Annotated in this window: 15 protein-coding genes; 12 read left to right on the top strand and 3 right to left on the bottom strand. The window is 70.9% G+C overall.

The window, feature by feature from the left end:
• The first annotated feature begins 79 nt into the window (after positions 1-79).
• Positions 80-466 (top strand): DUF3040 domain-containing protein, encoded by a 387-nt coding sequence (locus ACO0LV_RS10985; protein ID WP_424787940.1) that lies wholly within the window; start codon positions 80-82, stop codon positions 464-466.
• Between the two features lie 7 nt (positions 467-473).
• On the opposite strand, the gene ACO0LV_RS10980 is transcribed toward ACO0LV_RS10985, so the two are convergent.
• From ACO0LV_RS10980 to ACO0LV_RS10970, 3 genes are read right to left on the bottom strand one after another with little or no spacing between them, the layout of a single operon-like run.
• Positions 474-2,627: a transglutaminaseTgpA domain-containing protein gene (locus ACO0LV_RS10980; RefSeq protein ID WP_424787939.1), complete on the bottom strand. Its 2,154-nt coding sequence runs from the start codon at positions 2,625-2,627 to the stop codon at positions 474-476.
• Positions 2,627-3,805 carry a DUF58 domain-containing protein gene (locus tag ACO0LV_RS10975; RefSeq protein WP_424787938.1) on the bottom strand — a complete coding sequence of 393 codons (1,179 nt, stop codon included), beginning with the start codon at positions 3,803-3,805 and terminating at the stop codon, positions 2,627-2,629. Before ACO0LV_RS10975 ends, ACO0LV_RS10980 begins: the two co-directional genes overlap by 1 nt.
• Before the next feature lies 1 nt (position 3,806).
• Positions 3,807-4,748 carry an AAA family ATPase gene (locus ACO0LV_RS10970; RefSeq protein ID WP_424787937.1) on the bottom strand — a complete coding sequence of 314 codons (942 nt, stop codon included), beginning with the start codon at positions 4,746-4,748 and terminating at the stop codon, positions 3,807-3,809.
• Positions 4,749-5,050: 302 nt separating this feature from the next.
• On the opposite strand from ACO0LV_RS10970, the gene mraZ reads away from it, so the two are divergent.
• The 11 genes from mraZ to murC all read left to right on the top strand — a co-directional run bounded on the left by mraZ (position 5,051) and on the right by murC (position 18,121).
• Positions 5,051-5,479 carry a division/cell wall cluster transcriptional repressor MraZ gene (mraZ, locus tag ACO0LV_RS10965; RefSeq protein WP_424787936.1) on the top strand — a complete coding sequence of 143 codons (429 nt, stop codon included), beginning with the start codon at positions 5,051-5,053 and terminating at the stop codon, positions 5,477-5,479.
• 143 nt (positions 5,480-5,622) lie between these two features.
• Positions 5,623-6,612 carry a 16S rRNA (cytosine(1402)-N(4))-methyltransferase RsmH gene (rsmH, locus tag ACO0LV_RS10960; protein WP_424787935.1) on the top strand — a complete coding sequence of 330 codons (990 nt, stop codon included), beginning with the start codon at positions 5,623-5,625 and terminating at the stop codon, positions 6,610-6,612.
• On the top strand, positions 6,609-7,007 hold the full coding sequence (locus ACO0LV_RS10955; protein WP_424787934.1) for a hypothetical protein: 399 nt from the start codon (positions 6,609-6,611) through the stop codon (positions 7,005-7,007). Before rsmH ends, ACO0LV_RS10955 begins: the two co-directional genes overlap by 4 nt.
• Entirely contained in the window at positions 7,007-8,785 is a 1,779-nt protein-coding gene (locus ACO0LV_RS10950; RefSeq protein ID WP_424787933.1) for a peptidoglycan D,D-transpeptidase FtsI family protein, read from the top strand. The genes ACO0LV_RS10955 and ACO0LV_RS10950 overlap by 1 nt, the downstream gene beginning before the upstream one ends.
• An 18-nt stretch (positions 8,786-8,803) precedes the next feature.
• On the top strand, positions 8,804-10,369 hold the full coding sequence (locus ACO0LV_RS10945) for a UDP-N-acetylmuramoyl-L-alanyl-D-glutamate--2,6-diaminopimelate ligase (protein ID WP_424787932.1): 1,566 nt from the start codon (positions 8,804-8,806) through the stop codon (positions 10,367-10,369).
• A complete protein-coding gene (locus ACO0LV_RS10940; RefSeq protein WP_424787931.1) occupies positions 10,366-11,772 on the top strand; it encodes a UDP-N-acetylmuramoyl-tripeptide--D-alanyl-D-alanine ligase in 1,407 nt (468 codons plus the stop codon). Before ACO0LV_RS10945 ends, ACO0LV_RS10940 begins: the two co-directional genes overlap by 4 nt.
• Positions 11,769-12,854 carry a phospho-N-acetylmuramoyl-pentapeptide-transferase gene (mraY, locus tag ACO0LV_RS10935; protein ID WP_424787930.1) on the top strand — a complete coding sequence of 362 codons (1,086 nt, stop codon included), beginning with the start codon at positions 11,769-11,771 and terminating at the stop codon, positions 12,852-12,854. The genes ACO0LV_RS10940 and mraY overlap by 4 nt, the downstream gene beginning before the upstream one ends.
• A gap of 2 nt (positions 12,855-12,856) precedes the next feature.
• Entirely contained in the window at positions 12,857-14,308 is a 1,452-nt protein-coding gene (gene murD, locus ACO0LV_RS10930; RefSeq protein ID WP_424787929.1) for a UDP-N-acetylmuramoyl-L-alanine--D-glutamate ligase, read from the top strand.
• Positions 14,305-15,648: a peptidoglycan glycosyltransferase FtsW gene (locus ACO0LV_RS10925; protein WP_424787928.1), complete on the top strand. Its 1,344-nt coding sequence runs from the start codon at positions 14,305-14,307 to the stop codon at positions 15,646-15,648. The genes murD and ACO0LV_RS10925 overlap by 4 nt, the downstream gene beginning before the upstream one ends.
• Positions 15,645-16,763, top strand: a complete 1,119-nt coding sequence (gene murG, locus ACO0LV_RS10920) for an undecaprenyldiphospho-muramoylpentapeptide beta-N-acetylglucosaminyltransferase (RefSeq protein ID WP_424787927.1) — start codon at positions 15,645-15,647, stop codon at positions 16,761-16,763. The genes ACO0LV_RS10925 and murG overlap by 4 nt, the downstream gene beginning before the upstream one ends.
• Positions 16,760-18,121 carry a UDP-N-acetylmuramate--L-alanine ligase gene (gene murC / locus ACO0LV_RS10915; RefSeq protein ID WP_424787926.1) on the top strand — a complete coding sequence of 454 codons (1,362 nt, stop codon included), beginning with the start codon at positions 16,760-16,762 and terminating at the stop codon, positions 18,119-18,121. Before murG ends, murC begins: the two co-directional genes overlap by 4 nt.
• The last annotated feature ends 2 nt before the right edge of the window (positions 18,122-18,123 follow it).

Genomic DNA, 18,123 nt, shown 5'->3' with positions numbered 1-18,123 from the left:
TACCACTATTGGCTCCGGGCACTTATCCTAGGTACCAGACCCCTCGTCGGGGTACCCGTCAACCGCCCTGGGAGGTACCGTGCCTCTCTCCGAGTACGAGCAGCGCGTACTGGAGGAGTTGGAGCAACAGTTGCGCTCCGACGATCCCAAACTCGCCGACACCATCTCCGGACGTGCCGGCCGCAAACCCCTGCAGATCGGCTTGGGGATCGTGGGTCTGCTCGGTGGTCTGGCTGCCCTGGTGGGTGGTCTGGCCGGCGGGCATCTCTGGCTGAGTGCCGTCGGCTTCCTTCTCATGTTCGCCGGTGTGCTGGTGGCGATGTCGCGCCCGAAGGGTCAGCCCGACGGTGACGCCTCGAACGTGCACCCGATCCGAGGGGGTGGCGGCGGCAAGACCGCGCCGCGTGATTCCGGGTTCATGGACAAACTCGAAGAGCGCTGGGACCGCCGCCGACGCGAACCCTGAAGACCGGTCACGCCCGGTCCCGGGTGTTCACCTCGTGCATGACCCTGCGGCGCCACTTGCTGCGCGGATGCTGTCGGCGGATCTCCTCCAGTACCTGTCTGCGCCACTGATGCACCTGCTTGCCGCTCGGCGCCTGCCGCCCGGGTGGTGCATAGCGGTGGCGCTCCACCGCCCCCACCAGTTCCGCCAGGGCCTGCCCGGGTTGGCCGGTCAGCCCCACCCGCGCCCGTAGCCCTCGGGGGGTCTCTCCGGGGTGAGCGGACTCCGGTGCGATACCGGTGGCGGCCCGGCGCACCCGCGCCCAGGAACGCTCCACGTCAGACCCGCGGCGCTGGCGGTACTGCCACGCCAGCACGCCGCCGATCAAGCCGACCGGGATGGCCAGTGCGAGCCAGCGCCAGAGAGCGGGCTGATCGGAGGCACCGCCGATCGATTCCGGAGTCGTCTGCGGAGTTGCGGCGTCGGCCGGTTCCTCCGGGGTCTGTGGGGCCGCGGTACCGGTGGGGAACTCCTCCTCGGGCGATTCGGCGCCCTCGGGCACCCCGGTGGCCCACTCCGGCGCAGCGCCGGTGCGCCCCGGTGGGGTGGGCTCGAACCGGACCCAGCCCACGCCGTCGAAGTACACCTGCGGCCAGGTGTGCGCCCGGTGGCCGCTGACCTCGACGGTGCCGTCCTGATCGGACTCTTCCCCGGGCAGGAACCCCACCGCCATCCGGGCCGGGATGTCCAGCGTGCGGGCCATCACCACCATCGCGGTGGCGAACTGGACGCAGTAGCCACGGCCGCTGCCGAGGAAGTCCCAGACCGCATCGGAGGTCCGGGCCGGGTCCACCTCGACGTCGTAGGTGAACTGGCTGTCGAACCGCAGGAAGTCCTGGATGGCCACCGCCTGCTCATATTGGGTCCGGGCACCGGCAGTATCGACGACCCGTTGCGTCAGCGCTCGGATCTGATCGGCGTGACCGGTGTCGGGTACGTGCAGGGTGAGGGGGTCGACCTCGGGGTCCTCGACCAACTCCACGGCGTTGAGGTCCGCCGGATCCAGATCCACCTCGAAGATCTCCGCCTCGTACTCCAGCGGCGTCGAGCCGGAGCCGATCACCTCATCGGAGTCGCCGTCGTAGGCCCATTCGCCCTCGATCGAGAGCCGGCGCGGCTGGTCGGGCAGCAGCAGCCGGTCCTGGGCCAGGTCCAGCACGTTCATCTGCAGCCGCTCGTCGGGCCGGTCGGCCTCGATCGGGCTCGGCCACAGCACTTGATTCTGCACCGGCTCGGTCTCGCGGGGTTCGGTGCCGCGCAGCCAACGCTGCCCGGTGAACTCGGCGAGGGTGTAGGCATGCAGCGGTCCGAGGTTCTCGGGGTCGCTCGCCCGGTAGGAGTAGAGCAGCTCGTCGGCGCCCCGATCCAGATGGTCACTGACGTCAAGGCCCAGATCGAGCCGCGTGGCGCTGGTGCCCCCGGATCCGGACCACTGCCAGGGGGACGTGGGAATGAGCAGGACCGCAGGGGCGGCGATCAGAGCCACCGCGACGGTGAGCGCGGCGGCACCGGCGGCTGATCTCCATGCGCCGTGACGCGCACGCTGTTCCGCTCCGGTTCCGGCGGAGTGCAGCACCAGCAGGCCCAGGTAGCCGGTGGCAGCGAGCACGAACACCGCTGCCGGCACCGGTTCACCCAGGGCCACGGCGGGCATCCACGGCGCCAGCAGGGCGATCCCGGACCACGCCGGTGCCCGGCAACCGACCGCGAGCAGCTCGGCCAGCAACAGGACCACCAGCAACGCCGAGACGATGCCCAGCGCCAGTCCCGCGCTGCCCACCACCGGGGCCTGGGTGGCGGTATCGGCCACGCCCTGCCGGAGTAATGCCAGGAACTCACCGGGCGCGGCCACTCCGGGCAGTGGCTCCAGCATGCCGTCGCCGGGAACGAACAACGCGGCGGTGAGGTAGATCCCGATCGCGCCGCTGATCACCGTGGGCAACCAGATCGAGGCCAGCCAGGTGCGGATGAGCACCAGCGACGCGGCCGTCACGCTCAGGACGACCAGGGCGCTGGGGAACCAGGAGGCCGTCTCCACCAGGCGCTCCAGGCTCAATCCACCGCCCAGCGCGGCCAGCACCAGGAGCCCGGCGGCGAGGACCCGGCGCGGGTGCCCGTCCATCAGCGCACCACCAGGGGCGTGAGGAGGGTGTTCCAGGACTCGGCGATCCCGGAGGTGTCGGCGCGAGCGCGCGCGGTGTGCAGGGCCCAGCCGTGCTTGGCGAGTCCGGCCGCCGGTACCCGCTCGTCGTAACGGTCGGTGACGATCAGGGCGTAGGCACGGCGGTGACCGGCTAACGGGCTCAGGGTATGGAGCAGGCCGACGTCGGGGGAGTGCAGTACCGCGATCAGACTCGGGCCGGCCCCGTGCAGGCCCCGGCGTTGCTCACCACGCAGCGCCGCGGGGGTGATGGTGGCCGGGGCGATCACGTCGAGGGCATCCGCTGCGGTGGTGCACGTGACCGAGTGCACGTCCGGATCGGCATCCAGGCCGGCCCTGGCGCACACGTGCAGCCGCACCGGGACCCCGGAGGAGACGAGGCCGACCGCAAGCGAGGCGAAGGCGCTCAACGCCCACTCCGCGCCACTCTTGCGGCCCAGATCCAGTAGCAGGTCCACCGCCGGAGGGTGGGAGGGCTCATCGGCGCGGACCATCAACTCGCCCCGGCGTGCCGAGGTGCGCCAGTGCACCCGGTGCACGTCGTCGCCTCGCACGTACTCGCGCAGCGTCAGGTCCTCCACCGAGCGCTCAGGAAGTCCGAAGGCCGAGTGCTCACTTCCACTCAGGTCTCGTAGCCGCAGCGACTCGTCCAGCACGGCGGTCCGGGGCCAGATGAGCAGTGGTTCCCCGCAGTCACCGCGGACCGGCCAGCGCAGCAGCCCCAACGGGTCGCCGTGGACCACGGTGCTGGGCCCGAGCCGGTGGTATCCACGCTCGCGTGGGCGGATCTGGTAGGTCCAGGCTCTGCGCTGCTGACCGGCAGCCCGGACGTGGGAGCGGTTCAGCAGCGCCGGCGTTCGCTCGCGGAGCCGGGACCAGGCGCCCAACTGGCCCGCGAGCAGTTCCAGGTGGACCGTGGCCACCTGAGCCACGACCGGCCGGGGTGGATCCACCCGGCGGCGCAGGCGCATCCGTGCGGCACGCCGGCGGCTGCCCAGCACCCAGACCAGAGCGACCGCGATCAGCCCCAGCAGCAGGGCGCTGATCCGCGCGAGGGCCAGGGCGTCCGTCGCCGCCGCTGCGACCGCCAGGAGGGCACCGGCGGCGAGCATCCCGATCCCGCGTAAGGTCAGGCGCATCTCAGGACGGGCCGGGAGCCGGGATGCCTCGGAGAATCTGGCCGATGAGTTCAGCGGGGCCGGCCGAGGCACCACGCCGAGCGACGACCCGGTGCGCCAGGACGGATACGCCGATCTCCTGGATGTCATCAGGCAGGACGAAGTCCCGGCCCTGCACGACCGCCAGCGCCTTGGCCATCGCCAGCAGTTGCAATCCCGCCCGCGGTGAGGCGCCCAACGCGATCTCCTCGTGACGACGGGTGGCCCGGACCAGGTCCAGGATGAAGCCGCGCACGGCATCGGAGACGTAGACGGCGCGCACCGCCAGCCGCGCGGCCTGAATCTCGTCGTCGGTGAGGGCTTGGTCGAGGTCAGCCAGCGGATCCGCGAAGCCGCCGGTGGCCAGCAACTCGAGTTCGTCCTGCTGGGCGGGATAGCCGATGCGCACCTGAGCCATGAAGCGGTCGCGCTGCGCTTCCGGGAGCGGGTAGGTCCCGGCCATCTCCACCGGGTTCTGGGTGGCGATCACCATGAATGGATCGGGCAGTGGATGAGTGGTCCCGTCGACCGTCACCTGGCGCTCCTGCATGCACTCCAGCAGCGCCGACTGCGTCTTGGGGGAAGCGCGGTTGATCTCGTCGCCGATCACCACGGTGGCGAACAGGGGACCGGGGTGGAACTCGAAGTCTCCGGTCTGGGCCCGGTAGACGCTCACGCCGGTGAGGTCGCTGGGCAGCAGGTCCGGGGTGAACTGCACCCGCCCCATCGTGCCGCCGACCGAACGGGCCAGGGCCTTTGCCAGGGTCGTCTTCCCCACCCCGGGCACGTCCTCGATCAGCAGATGGCCCTGAGCGAGGAAGACGGCGACGACGGTGCGCACCACGGCGGGACGGCCGGACAGAACCTGGCTCAGGTTGTCCATCAGCCGAGCGATCGCAGCCGCTTCGGTGGTCGTCGTCGTCATGGTCCGAGGGTACGTCCTGCGCGGCTCCGGCGCCCACGGGTCGGCAGATTCTCCACTTCGCTCCACCGTGGTCCCGCGTGTGGCCGAACTCGGCGGGAAACAGCCTGCCGGGGCAGGGATCCACCACGCAATCACGGTCTGAAGGGCCCGTTGCTGAGAAATCTACTCCACATCGCACCACGGCCCTGACCTGCTGAAATAGGAGGAACTCCTGCGCAGAACGCGTGTGTTGCGATTGACGGTGGAGGAAAGTGGAGTAATGTGGGGGAATCCGGACTAGTAGGGAGGGTTGGGGGTGGCACATGTTCCTCGGGACTTACGAACCCAGGCTCGACGACAAGGGCCGCCTGATCCTGCCCGCGAAGTTCCGGGAGGCGCTGGCGCCGGGCATCGTGCTCACCCGGGGCCAGGAGCGCTGCCTGTACGGGTTCCCGCGCGCGGAGTTCGAGCGGGTGCACGCCCAGATGCAGTCGGCGTCCCTGACGTCCAAGCAGGCCCGGGACTTCCAGCGGATCCTGCTCTCCGGAGCCTCCGACGAGATCCCGGACAAGCAGGGCCGCCTGACCGTTCCGCCGGTGTTGCGCAAGTACGCCGGGCTCGGGCGCGAACTGGCGGTCATCGGCGCCGGATCGAAGATCGAGATCTGGGACTCAACCTCCTGGACCGAGTACCTGGCCGCCTCCGAGCAGGCATTCGCCGAACTCACCGAGGAGGTGGTCCCCGGCCTGTGATCGGGTCCGACTCCGTCCCACTTGGTCTCTCACCGCGACTCTGGCGCACTTCCCCGGCGCCAGATCGGGCGGCGGGAGTCCTGGTCGGACGGCGGAGGGGCCTCCGACCACCTCAGGATCAGCGCCAGCAGCGAGGACGTTCGATGATCAGCAAGCCGATCGGCGCACTGCACGCGCCCGTCCTTGCCGACCGCTGCGCCGAACTGCTGGCCCCAGCGCTGGACGCGCCCGGTGCGCTCGCTGTGGATGCCACCCTCGGGATGGGCGGCCACAGCGAGGTGCTGTTGCGTCGCCATCCGGGCCTGCGCCTGATCGGGATCGACCGCGACCAGCAGGCACTGGCGTTGGCAGGGCAGCGCCTGGCCGCCTTCGGCGACCGGTTCGAGCCGGTACACGCCGTGTATGACCAGATCCCGGCAGTCCTGGCCGAGCGGAGCCACGGACCGGTCCAGGGGCTGTTGTTCGATCTCGGCGTCTCCTCCTTGCAGTTGGACCGCGCCGAGCGAGGTTTCTCCTACGCCCAGGAAGCCCCACTGGACATGCGGATGGACCAGAGCGCCGGACGGACCGCCGCCCAGCTCCTCGCGGAGGAGGACGAGGCCGGCCTGCGCCGGATCCTCTCCGACTACGGCCAGGAGCGGTTCGCCGGCCGTATCGCTGCGGCGATCGTGCGCCGTCGTCGGACCGAGCCGCTCCAGCGCAGCTGCGAACTGGTCGACCTCGTCCGCGAGAACATTCCCCAGGCCGCCAGGCGCACCGGTGGCAACCCCGCAAAGCGGACCTTCCAGGCGTTGCGGATCGCGGTGAACGCCGAACTCGAGGTGCTGCGGGCCGCGCTGCCCGGTGCGCTGCAGACGCTGGCCGTGGGCGGTCGGATGGTGGTGCTGTCTTATCACTCCCTGGAGGATCGGATGGTCAAGAACGCCTTCCGGCCCGGGTTGACCTCCTCCACGCCCGTGGATCTGCCCACCGAACTGCCCGGGCATGAGCCCTATCTACGCTCTCTCACCCGCGGTTCCGAGGCGGCCGGCGACGCCGAACAGCGTGCCAACCCGCGCTCGGCCTCGGTACGACTGCGCGCCGTCGAACGGCTCCGCCCTACGCCGAAACATCTGCAGGAGGGTCCAGCATGAGCGCAGTTCCGCAGCGGGCCCCGGTGGCCCGGCCGGCGGTGACCACCCGCCGCCCCCGGCTCCAGATCGTGCGGGCGCCCGCACACCAGCGCAGTCTCGTGCCGTTCGTGGCGCTGTGCCTGACCATCCTGGTTGGCGCGATGCTCGGGGCGCTGCTGCTCAACACCGCGATGGCTGCGACCGCGTACGAGATGCGGGAGCAGCGCATCGAACTGGCCCAGTTGTCCGAGCACCAGCAGTTCCTCACCCAGCAGGTGGAGCGGCGCGGAGCCCCGGCAGCGTTGGCCGCGGCGGCGGCCGAACTGGGGATGGAGCGGGGCGAAGGGACCAGTTACCTGCGGCTCGAGGATGGCGCCATCGCCGGCCCGGCGGCTGAGCTGGTCGGTTCGGACTGATGGCCGGGCCGACGCCGATGACCGGTGTCGGGGCACCGGTGCGCCGACAGAACATCATCCTCGCCGCGATCCTGATCGTGGTGCTGCTGTTCGGTGTCCGGCTGGTCTACATCCAGGTGATCGCCGGGCCCGCCCTGGCCCAGACCGCCCGGGAGGAGCGCACCCACACCCAGATCATTCCGGCACCGCGCGGAGACGTGGTCGATGCCCACGGCACGGTGCTGGCCACCAGCGCCGACACGTTCGACATCGTCGCCGATCTGCGCCAGATCCCGTCCTTCGTGCTCCGCGATGAGGACGGTGAAATCGTCAGCCGCGGTGCCGCGGCGGCGGCGAGGGTGCTGGCTCCGTTGCTGGATCGCGACCCCGCCGAACTCGGAGCGGAACTGGTCGGGGACAACGGCTACCACCGGCTCCTGCGCAATGCCACACCGGAAACCTGGCAGGCGATCGCCAGCCTCGGGGTGAACGGCATTACCGCCGAGCGCACCAGCCAGCGCGTCTACCCGGCCGGGAACACGGCCGGGAACATTCTCGGCTGGGTCAACGACGAGGGCGATGGCGCCGCCGGGATCGAGTCGACCCTCAACTCCCGGCTGCTGGGCACCCCGGGTTCCAGCGAGGTGGAGATCGGGGCCCGCGGGCAGGTGATCCCCACCGGCGCGCAGTCCTCCACCCCGGCGGTCCCGGGCTGTGATGTCCACCTGACCATCGACACCGATCTGCAATGGCATGCCCAGCAGGTGATCGACGAATCGGTGGACTCCTGGAGTGCCGCCTGGGGTGCGGTCGTGGTGGTCGAGGTGGGCACCGGGCGCATCCTGGCGCTGGCCGACTCCCACGCGGTGGACCCCAACTCCCCGATGGACACCCCCGAGGACAGCCGCGGTGCCCGTTCGGTGCAGAATGCCTACGACCCCGGTTCGACCGGCAAGGTCCTCACCGTGCTGTCGGCGCTGGAGGAAGGAGTGGTCACTCCGACCTCGCCGATCGAGAACCCCTACCGGCACACCATGCCCAACGGTCAGAGCTTCACCGACCACACCGAGCACCCTGACCAGGTGCTGACCACCACCGGGGTGCTGGCGGAGTCGGCGAACACCTCCACGGTGCTGATCGGGTCGGAGATGTCGAACCAGACGCGGTTCGAGTACATGCGGAACATGGGATGGGGTGAGCGAACCGGGATGGGCCTTCCCGGTGAGACCGCCGGCATCCTGCACCACTACTCGGACTGGGACGGCCGCACCCAGTACGTGACGATGTTCGGCCAGAGCGTGAACGTGAACCTGGTGGCCAACACCCAGGTGTTCGCCACCATCGCCAATCAGGGGATGGCGATCCCGCCGCGGATCATCGAGGGCTACACGTGTGAGGGGGCGTACGAGGAACTCCAGGACGAGGACCCGGTGCAGGTGGTCTCCCCGGAGAGCAGCGAGCAGATGATCCGGATGCTGGAGTCCACCGTGCACGAGGGCGGCACCGGCGTGCGGGCGGCGATCGACGGGTACCGGGTGGCGGGCAAGACCGGTACCGCTGAGACCTCCGATGGACGGGGCGGGCTGAGCCACCGGGTGGCCTCCTTCGTGGGCGTGGCACCGGCCGAGGCGCCGGAGATCGCCGTCGGTGTGGTGGTTGCCCAACCCTCCGGGATCTACGGTTCGCTCGTGGCAGCCCCGGTCTTCCACGACGTGACCGAGTTCAGCCTGCAGCACCTGGGCGTGGCGCCCTCCACCGAGGAGCCCGACCTGTACCCGTTGCGACCAGAAGACTCCTGAGGCATCGATACTAGGAGCATGAACGTTGCATCTGCTGAGCCGCCCCGGCGGACCCTCGCCGGACTAGCCGCGGCCTTCGGCCTGACCGCGCGCGGCGGGCCGGAGGATGGCTCCGGCCTCGAGGTCGCCGTCACCGGCGTCAGCCTGGACAACCGGCTCACCGGTCCGGGTGAGCTGTTCGCTGCGCTCCCGGGTGCGCGGGCCCACGGTGCGCGCTTCGCTGCCGCCGCGGTGGCCGGCGGCGCGGTGGGTGTGCTCACCGACGCCGCGGGAGCGGACCTGCTCACCGGGCAGGAGATCGCCGTGCCGGTGCTGGTGGCCCAGGATCCGCGCGTGGTCCTGGGCCAGGTGGCCTCATGGATCTACGGGCATCCCTCCCGGCGGTTGGGCACCTACGCGGTGACCGGGACCAACGGCAAGACCACCACCACCTACTTCCTCGAGCACATCCTTGCTGCGCTGGGTCGCAGCACCGGCCTGATCGGGACGGTGGAACTCAAGATCGGCGCCGAGCGCACTCCCGCCCGGTTGACCACCCCGGAGGCCCCCGCGCTGCACCAACTGCTGGCGCAGATGGTGCGTTCCCGGGTGGACGACGTGGTGATGGAGGTCTCCTCGCACGCCCTGGAACTGCACCGGGTGGACGGGGTCGTCTACGAGGTGGCCGGCTTCACCAACCTGACCCAGGACCACTTGGACTTCCATGGCGACATGGAGTCCTACTTCGCCGCGAAGGCTGCGCTGTTCACCCCGGGCCGCGCGCGGCGCGGCGTGGTGCTGGTCGACGACGAGTGGGGACGACGACTGGCCGCCCGGGCCGAAATCGATGTCGTCACGGTCTCGGCCACCCGGGCGCCGGCCCACTGGCAGGTCAGCGCCGGCGCGCCGGGACCCGCGGGCATTCCGATCACGCTGAGCAGCGCCGACGGTGCGGAACTGAGCACCACCGTGGCCCTACCGGGGACGTTCAACGTGGCCAATGCGGCCGTGGCGTTGGTGATGGCCCTGCAGGTGGGGGCGAGCCCGGAGCAGATCACCGCCGCGCTGCCGGAGGGGTTGACCGCCGTGGTCCCCGGTCGGATGGAACTGGTGGCCACCGCCCCCCGGGTGCTGGTGGACTTCGCGCACAATACCGAGGCGATCCAGCAGGCACTGGCCGCGGTGCGACAGGGGACGCAGGGGCGCCTCTTCGTGATCTTCGGTGCCACCGGAGACCGCGACCGCGGCAAGCGCGCGTCGATGGGCGCGGCGGCGGTGCAGGGTGCCGATGTGGTGGTGATCACCGATGATGATCCGCACGATGAGGACCCGGCGGGCATCCGGGCCGAGGTGATGGCCGGAGCGGTGCGCGCACTGGCCACGGAGCAGCAGGAGGGCCGGCAGGTGGACTTGTACGAGGTGGCGCCGCGACAGGCCGCGATCGCCCGTGTCATCAGATTCGCCGCCGATACGGATACGGTTCTGGTAGCCGGGCGCGGACATGAGACCTGGCAGGAGATCGCGGGCGTGGACCACCACCTCGATGACCGACAGGAGGTGCGCAAGGCGATGGCCGAACGAGTGCAGCACCCGACCGCCTCATGATCGACCTGACGATCGCCCAGATCGCTGCCGCCGTGGACGGCACCGTCCCGGGGCATGAGGGTGCCACGGTCAGCGGTGGGGTCGTCACCGACTCCCGTCGGGTGGGACCGGGGGACCTGTTCGTCGCGGTGGGCGGTGCCCGAGTGGACGGCCACGACTACCTGGGCGCCGCGGCCGAGGCCGGTGCGGTGGCCGCCCTGGTGAGCAGGGAGGTGCCGCGGGCCCCGCTGGCCCAGATCGTGGTGGCCGACACCACCAGGGCACTGGGAGACCTGGCCGCCGCGGTGCTGTCCCGGCTGCGGAAGAACGCCCGGCCGCCGGTCGTGGTGGGCGTGACGGGCTCGGTGGGCAAGACCTCCACCAAGGACCTGCTCGCGGCGGTGCTGGAGACCTGTGGTGAGGTGATCGCCCCGGTGGGCTCCTACAACAATGAGATCGGCCTGCCCCTGACGGTGCTGCGCGCCACGGAGAACACCGCCGCGCTGGTGCTGGAGATGGGGGCCGACGCACCGGGGAACCTGACCTACCTGACCTCGATCGCAGCACCGGACATCGCGGTGGTGCTCGCCGTCGGCCGGGCTCACCTTGATGGTTTCGGCGATATCGGGGCGGTCGCCCGGGCCAAGGCCGAACTCGTGCAGAACATGCGAGCCGACGGCGTGGCGGTCCTGAACGCCGACGACGCGCGGGTGGCCGCGATGGCACCTGACGCGGCCGGGCGCAGGACCGTGTTCTTCGGCACCGGAGGTGATGCGCAGGTCCGCGCCGAGCAGATCGGCACCGATGATCAGGGGCGGGCGCGCTTCACGCTACACCTGCGCGGGCAGGCACACCCGGTGCAACTGACTCTGTACGGCCTCCATCAGGTCTCCAACGCCCTGGCCGCGGCAGCGGTGGCGTACGAACTCGGAGTAGGCGCGGAGCAGATCGCGACCGCGCTCGGTTCGGCGTCCGCCCGCAGTCCGCACCGGATGCACGTGCAACGCAGCGACGCCGGGGTCACGATCATCGACGACGCCTATAACGCGAACCCGGACTCGATGCGGGCGGCGTTGCGCTCCCTGAGCCAGATGGCGGCCGGGTCCGGGGGCCGGGCGGTGGCGGTGCTGGGCCCGATGCGCGAACTCGGACCGGACTCGGCCGCCGAGCACGAAGCAGTCGGTGCCTTCGCCGTGCAGGTGGGAGTGGACCGCCTGATCGCCGTGGCGGAGGAGGCCCGCCCGCTGGCCACCGGAGCGCTGGCGGCCGGGATGGACCGGCGCGAGGTGCAGCGGGCCAGTGGGGTCTCGGAGGCGGTGGCCATGCTGCGCCGGTACCTGCGCTCCGGGGACGTGATGCTGGTCAAGGCATCCAACGGAGAGCAGTTGTGGCGGGTGGTCGAGGCGTTGGAACGAGCCCGATGATCGCCGTCCTGTCCGCGGGTGCCGTGGCGATGCTGGTGTCCCTGCTGGGCACACCGCTGTTCATCCGGTTCCTCGTCAAGCGCGAATACGGCCAGTTCATCCGGCAGGACGGCCCCACCGCGCACTTCACCAAGCGTGGCACGCCCACCATGGGCGGGGTGGTGATCATCGCAGCCACGGTGATCGGCTACGCGGTGGCGAACCTGGTGGCGGGCCGTCCGCCGAATGTCTCCGGTCTGCTGCTGTTGTTCCTCATGGTCGGTCTGGGCGTGATCGGCTTCGCCGACGACTTCACCAAGATCAGCCGGCAGCGCTCCCTCGGGCTGAGCCCGCTGTGGAAGATGATCGGCCAGGGCGCCATCGGGGTCACGTTCGCGGTCCTGGTCCTGCAGTTCCCGAACGAGCGGTACCGCACCCCGGCCTCCACCGAGATCTCCTTCACCCGCGACATCTCAGCCCTGGACCTGGCCTTCCTGGGCGCGGGGGTGGGACTGATCCTGTTCGTGCTGTGGGCCAACTTCCTCATCACCGCCTGGTCGAACGCGGTCAACCTCACCGACGGTCTGGACGGACTGGCCACCGGTGTGTCGATGCTGGTCTTCGGTGCCTACGTGGTGGTGGCGGTCTGGCAGTCCAACCAGAGCTGCCAGGTGCTCTCCCAGGTGGCGTCGCGGTGTTATGAGGTCCGCGACCCGCGCGACCTGTCCATCATCGCCGCCGCCATCGTGGGGGCCTGCTTCGGGTTCCTATGGTGGAACGCCTCACCGGCGAAGATCTTCATGGGCGACACCGGATCCCTGGCCCTGGGCGGTGCGCTGGCCGGGCTGTCCATCCTGACCCGCACCGAGGTGCTGGCCGCGATCATCGGTGGGCTCTTCGTGCTGATCGTGATGTCGGACGTGATCCAGATCGGCTGGTTCAAACTCACCGGTAAACGTGTGTTCAAGATGGCGCCGCTGCACCACCACTTCGAACTCATGGGTTGGGGTGAGGTGACGATCGTGATCCGGTTCTGGATCATCGCGGCACTGTTCGTCTGTGTGGGTCTGGGCATCTTCTACGCCGAGTGGGTCGTCGGATAGCGATGGAGGCTGCCGAGCTCTCCGGTGCGCGCGTCCTGGTGGCCGGGCTGGGGATCAGCGGCGTTGCGTCCGTGCAGGCACTGCACGACGTCGGAGCCCGGGTCAGCGCGGTCGATTCCCGTCCGGAGGTGGCCGGCGCCGCACCACTGCCCGCCGGGGTGATGGTGTTCACCGGGCAGGACTGGCCCGGGCTGGCCCGGCGGGCCCTGGAGGAGAAGCCGGAGGTGCTGATCTCCTCCCCGGGACTGCCACCGCACAACCCCCTGCTGCAGACGGCCGAGCAGAGGGGGGTGCCGGTCTGGAGCGAGGTCGAGCTGGCCTGGCGGTTGTGCCCGCCGGGGGTGCCGTGGTTGGCGCTGACCGGAACGAACGGCAAGACCACCACGGTGAGCATGCTCGCCTCGATGCTGGCCGCCGCAGGACGCAACGCCCCGGCGGTGGGGAACGTGGGTGACCCGATCGTGACCACGGTGCTCGGTGCCCGCGCCGCCGGGACCACCCTGGACGCCCTGGCGGTGGAACTGTCGAGTTTCCAGTTGCACTACACCCACACCCTCGCGCCGCTGGCCAGTGCGTGCCTGAACCTGTCCGCGGACCACCTGGACTGGCACGGCAGCCCGCAGAACTATGCCGCGGACAAGGCCCGGATCTACCAGCGCACCACCGCCGCCTGCATCTACAACGCACACGACGACGCCACCCGGGACATGGTGGCCGCAGCCGACGTCGCCGAAGGCGCCCGCGCGGTGGGGTTCACCCTGAACGTGCCGGCCCTGGGTCAGCTCGGGCTGGTCGAGGACGTGCTCGCCGACCGGGCGTTCACCCCGGGGCGGCGCACCCACGCCCAGGAACTGGCCACCCTGGCCGACCTGGCCCACCTCGGCGGCCCGCCGGTACCGGGTCACCTGGTCGCCAACGCGCTGGCCGCCGCGGCCCTCGCGCTGGCCGCCGACGTCGCCCCGGAGCACATCAGCGCGGGCCTGCGCGCGCTGGCGCCCGGTGCGCACCGCATCCAGGAGGTTGGCAGCCACGCGGGCGTTCGCTACGTCAACGACTCCAAGGCCACCAACCCCGACGCCGCGGCCGCATCGCTCAGTGCGCTGCCGCCCGGGCGCGGGATCTGGATCGCCGGTGGGTTGGCCAAGGGCGCCGACCTCGGTCCCCTGGTCGCCGGCAGCGCAGACCGGCTGCGCGCCGTCGTCGTCATCGGCACCGATCCGGCCCCGATCGTGGCCGCACTCGACCGACACGCGCCGCACCTCCCGCGAGTCGTGGTGCCCGCTGGTGAGACTGAACCTATGCACCGTGCCGTCCGACATGCCGCCGACCTGGCCCGCCAGGGCGATGTCGTGCTGCTCGCCCCTGCGTGTGCCTCCCAGGATCAGTTCGACTCCTACGCGGCCCGCGGCGAGGCGTTCATCGATGCGGTCACAGGACTGGGGACGCCCCGGTGACCACGACCCCGACCCGACGCCCGGCGGTGCGCGCGCGCCCGGCCGACCCGCAGACGACGGCGAAGCGCACGTCGCGGAAGCCGGCCAGGTCCAGGTCCAGTACGGCCGAGTCCAAGGCCGAGAGACGGACCGCCCGGCAGACCACCGTGGCGGCGGCTTGGGACTCCCCGGTGACCAGCTACTACCTGGTCGGCGGTTCGGCGCTACTGCTGTTGCTGCTCGGGCTCGTCATGGTGCTGTCCAGTTCGTCGGTGTTGTCGCTGCAGTTCTCCGGCACCCCGTTCACCACCTTTCTCAACCAGGCCAGGTTCGCCCTGCTCGCGCTGCCGGTGGCCTGGGGGATCTCGCGGCTGTCGGTGTCCTGGATCCGCCGGCTGGCCTGGCCCGGAATGGCTCTGGCCGCACTGATGCAGGCGCTGGTGTTCATCCCCGGTCTGCAGGTCGCGGCCGGCGGGAACGCCGGCTGGGTGGTGATCGCCGGGCAGAACTTCCAGCCTGCGGAGTTCGGCAAACTCGGCCTGGCCGTCTGGCTCGGTGCGGTGTTGGCCGCCAAGGGCCGCCTGCTGCGGCACTGGTACCACGTCCTCTTCCCAGCGGTGTTCGTGGCCACCGGGATTCTGGCCATGGTGCTCTACACCCATGACCTGGGCACCGCGCTGGTGATCATGCTGCTGGTAGCCGGGGCACTCTGGGTGGCCGGGGTGCCGCTGTCGATGTTCACCCTGGCGGCGATGGCCGGGAGTGCGGCGGCGGCCTTCCTGGTGATCCCCTCGAGCAACCGGCGCGATCGTATCGCGATGCTGTTCGGGATGGGCGACGTCGACCCGATGGGGCTGGGCCTGCAGCCCCGCCGTGCCCTGCAGGGCCTGGGCACCGGGGGGCTGAGCGGGGTGGGGCTGGGGGAGTCCCGCTCGAAGTGGCTCTGGCTGCCCGAGGCCCACAACGACTTCATCTTCGCCATCATCGGCGAGGAACTCGGTCTGCTGGGCGCGCTGCTGGTGCTGGTGCTGTTCACCGCGCTCGCCCTCGGGTTGACCCGGGTGGTCCGGCGCCACCCGGACCGGTTCGTGAAGATCTCCACCGCCGCCATCGGGACCTGGATCCTGGGCCAGGCACTGATCAACATCGGCGTGGTGATCGGGGTGCTGCCGGTGATCGGGTTGCCGTTGCCGCTGGTCAGCGCCGGCGGTTCGGCCCTGGTCACCACGATGGCTGCGCTCGGGATCGTGCTGGCCTTCGCCCGCAACGAGCCCGGTGCCAGAGCCGCGCTGGCGGCGCGGCGCAGTTCCCTGCGTGCCCACCTGGCGGTCGTGGCTCCGCGGTCCCGGAGGTCCTCGTGAGCGCTCCGGTGATCGTGCTGGCAGGGGGTGGCACGGCCGGGCACGTGAACCCGTTGCTGGCGCTGGCCGAACGCCTGCCCGCGGAGTTGCCCGGGGTGCAACTGAAGGTGCTGGGCACCGCGGCCGGGCTGGAGGCCGACCTGGTGCCCGCCGCCGGGCTGGACCTGGTCACGATCGAGAAGGTGCCGTTGCCGCGCCGTCCCAGTGCCGAGTGGCTCACGCTGCCGGGCCGCTGGCGCCGGGCGATGGCCGCCGCCACCTCGGTGGTGTCCGGGGCTGACCTGGTGGTCGGATTCGGTGGGTACGTCTCCGCACCGGCGTACCTGGCGGCGCGGCGGGCCGGGGTCCCGATCGTGGTGCATGAGCAGAACGCCCGCCCCGGGCTGGCGAACAGGCTGGGTGCGCGGTACGCAGCCGCGGTGGGTATTACCTTTCCCGGCACCGCGTTGCGTGCGGGCGAACTCGTGGGCCTGCCGCTGCGGGCGAGCATCGCCGACCTGATCCGACGGCGTGAGCAGGATGCCGATGCCACCGCGCGCGCCGGTGCCCGGGCCCTGGGCCTGGATCCGGACCGTCGCACCGTGCTGGTGACCGGCGGATCCCTGGGCGCGGCCCGGTTGAACCAGGTGCTTCCCGAGATCGGCCCGGACCTGATCGAGGCCGGCGCGCAGGTGTTGCACCTGACCGGCCGGGGCAAAGCGGATCCGGTCCACCAGGCCACCGCCGACATGGCGCAATCCCATCACTATCACGTGCGCGAGTACCTGATGGAGATGGAGCACGCCCTGGCCTGCGCGGATCTGGTGATCGCACGCGCCGGTGCGGGGACCGTCAGCGAACTGACCGCACTGGGCATTCCTGCGGTCTACGTCCCGCTCCCGATCGGCAACGGGGAGCAGGCGCTGAACGCCGGACCGGTGGTGACTGCCGGAGGCGCCCTGATGGTCGCGGACGAGGACTTGACCGGGGGGTGGCTGGCTGAGCACGTGCTGCCGCTGATGCGCGGGGACGAGAAGCTGGCCCGGCTGCGTAGCGCCGCGTTCCGGGCAGGCATCACCGATGGCACCGACCGGCTGGCCCGGATGGTGACCACGGTGCTGGAGCAGCGCGGATGAGGATGCATTTCATCGCCATCGGGGGTGCCGGGATGTCGGTGATCGCCGAGTTGCTGGTGCGTCAGGGCTATCAGGTCAGCGGCTCGGACCGGGCCGACTCGCCCGCTCTGGCCAGGCTCGGGAGCCTGGGTGCCCGGGTGCACGTGGGCCACGCCGCCGAGCACGTGGCGGAGTTGGGCCCGCAGGACGCCGTGGTGATCTCCAGCGCGATCGGCCCCGACAACCCCGAGGTGCGCGCCGCTCGGGACCGGGGCGTGCCGATCCTGCACCGGTCCCAGGCATTGGCACTGGCCGCCCGCGGCAAGGAATTCGTGGCCGTGGCGGGCAGCCACGGCAAGACCACCACCTCGGCGATGCTCGCCGTCGCCCTGCGCGCTGCCGGGCTGGACCCTTCCTTCGCGATCGGGGGGCGCGTGGTCTCCCTGGACACCGGCGCGTACCAGGGCGAGGGCAACGTCTTCGTGGCCGAGGCTGATGAGTCCGACGGTTCCTTCGTCAACTACTCGCCCCGGGTAGCGATCGTGACGAATATCGAGGCCGACCATTTGGACCACTACCGCACGGCGCAGGCCTATGCCGGGGCTTTTCTGGAGTTCGCCGCGCGGGTGCAGCCGGGGGGGCTGGTGATCACCTGCGCCGACGACCCCGGCGCGACGGGCTTTGCCGCCGCCCTGAGGGAGCGGGGCACCCGGGTGCAGACCTATGGCGTCAGCACCGACGCGGACGTGCGCATCGACATCACCCACCTCGCCCCGGGACAGTCCGGCGCGCGCCTGACCAGCGCGCTCGGCGCGGTGGAACTGGACGTGGCCGTGCCCGGCGAGCACAACCTGGCCAACGCCGCCGCCGCGTGGTGTGCCGGTGTGGAACTGGGCGTGGACCCCGCCCAGATGGCCGCCGCCCTGGGCTCATTCACCGGGACCGCGCGCCGGTTCGAGTTGCGGGGCACGGTTGCCGGGGTCCGGGTGGTGGACGACTACGCCCACAACCCCACCAAGGTCGCCGCAGCGGTGGCCACCGCACGACGCGCGGCTGCGGGAGGGCGTGTGATCGCCGTCTTCCAGCCGCATCTGTACTCCCGCACCCGGGACTTCGCCGAAGAGTTCGCCCGGGTCCTGCGCACGGCGGACCATGTGTTGCTGGCCCCGATCTACCCGGCCCGGGAGGAGCCGTTGCCCGGGGTGAGTTCGGCGCTGATCGCCGATCACCTCGACGGGGCCGAGGTGATCGAGGACTTTGCCGCTCTGGCCGCCGCAGCGGCCGCTCGGGCCGCGCCCGGTGATCTGGTGGTCACGATCGGCGCCGGGGACGTCACCGCGCTCCCGGAGCTGATCCTCGCCGAACTGGGGCGCCGGTGAGG

The organism is Pseudactinotalea sp. Z1739 (assembly GCF_049725055.1).
Taxonomy (GTDB): Bacteria; Actinomycetota; Actinomycetes; order Actinomycetales; family Beutenbergiaceae; genus CALKWS01.
This window is presented reverse-complemented; position numbering and strand designations above follow the sequence as displayed.

Excerpts from the sequence above, each read along its gene's own strand:
- ACO0LV_RS10980 (WP_424787939.1), bottom strand. The coding sequence starts at position 2,627 with ATGGACGGGCACCCGCGCCGGGTCCTCGCCGCCGGGCTCCTGGTGCTG.
- ACO0LV_RS10975 (WP_424787938.1), bottom strand. The coding sequence starts at position 3,805 with ATGCGCCTGACCTTACGCGGGATCGGGATGCTCGCCGCCGGTGCCCTC.
- ACO0LV_RS10970 (WP_424787937.1), bottom strand. The coding sequence starts at position 4,748 with ATGACGACGACGACCACCGAAGCGGCTGCGATCGCTCGGCTGATGGAC.
- mraZ (WP_424787936.1), top strand. The coding sequence starts at position 5,051 with ATGTTCCTCGGGACTTACGAACCCAGGCTCGACGACAAGGGCCGCCTG.
- rsmH (WP_424787935.1), top strand. The coding sequence starts at position 5,623 with ATGATCAGCAAGCCGATCGGCGCACTGCACGCGCCCGTCCTTGCCGAC.
- ACO0LV_RS10955 (WP_424787934.1), top strand. The coding sequence starts at position 6,609 with ATGAGCGCAGTTCCGCAGCGGGCCCCGGTGGCCCGGCCGGCGGTGACC.
- ACO0LV_RS10950 (WP_424787933.1), top strand. The coding sequence starts at position 7,007 with ATGGCCGGGCCGACGCCGATGACCGGTGTCGGGGCACCGGTGCGCCGA.
- ACO0LV_RS10945 (WP_424787932.1), top strand. The coding sequence starts at position 8,804 with ATGAACGTTGCATCTGCTGAGCCGCCCCGGCGGACCCTCGCCGGACTA.
- ACO0LV_RS10940 (WP_424787931.1), top strand. The coding sequence starts at position 10,366 with ATGATCGACCTGACGATCGCCCAGATCGCTGCCGCCGTGGACGGCACC.
- mraY (WP_424787930.1), top strand. The coding sequence starts at position 11,769 with ATGATCGCCGTCCTGTCCGCGGGTGCCGTGGCGATGCTGGTGTCCCTG.
- murD (WP_424787929.1), top strand. The coding sequence starts at position 12,857 with ATGGAGGCTGCCGAGCTCTCCGGTGCGCGCGTCCTGGTGGCCGGGCTG.
- murC (WP_424787926.1), top strand. The coding sequence starts at position 16,760 with ATGAGGATGCATTTCATCGCCATCGGGGGTGCCGGGATGTCGGTGATC.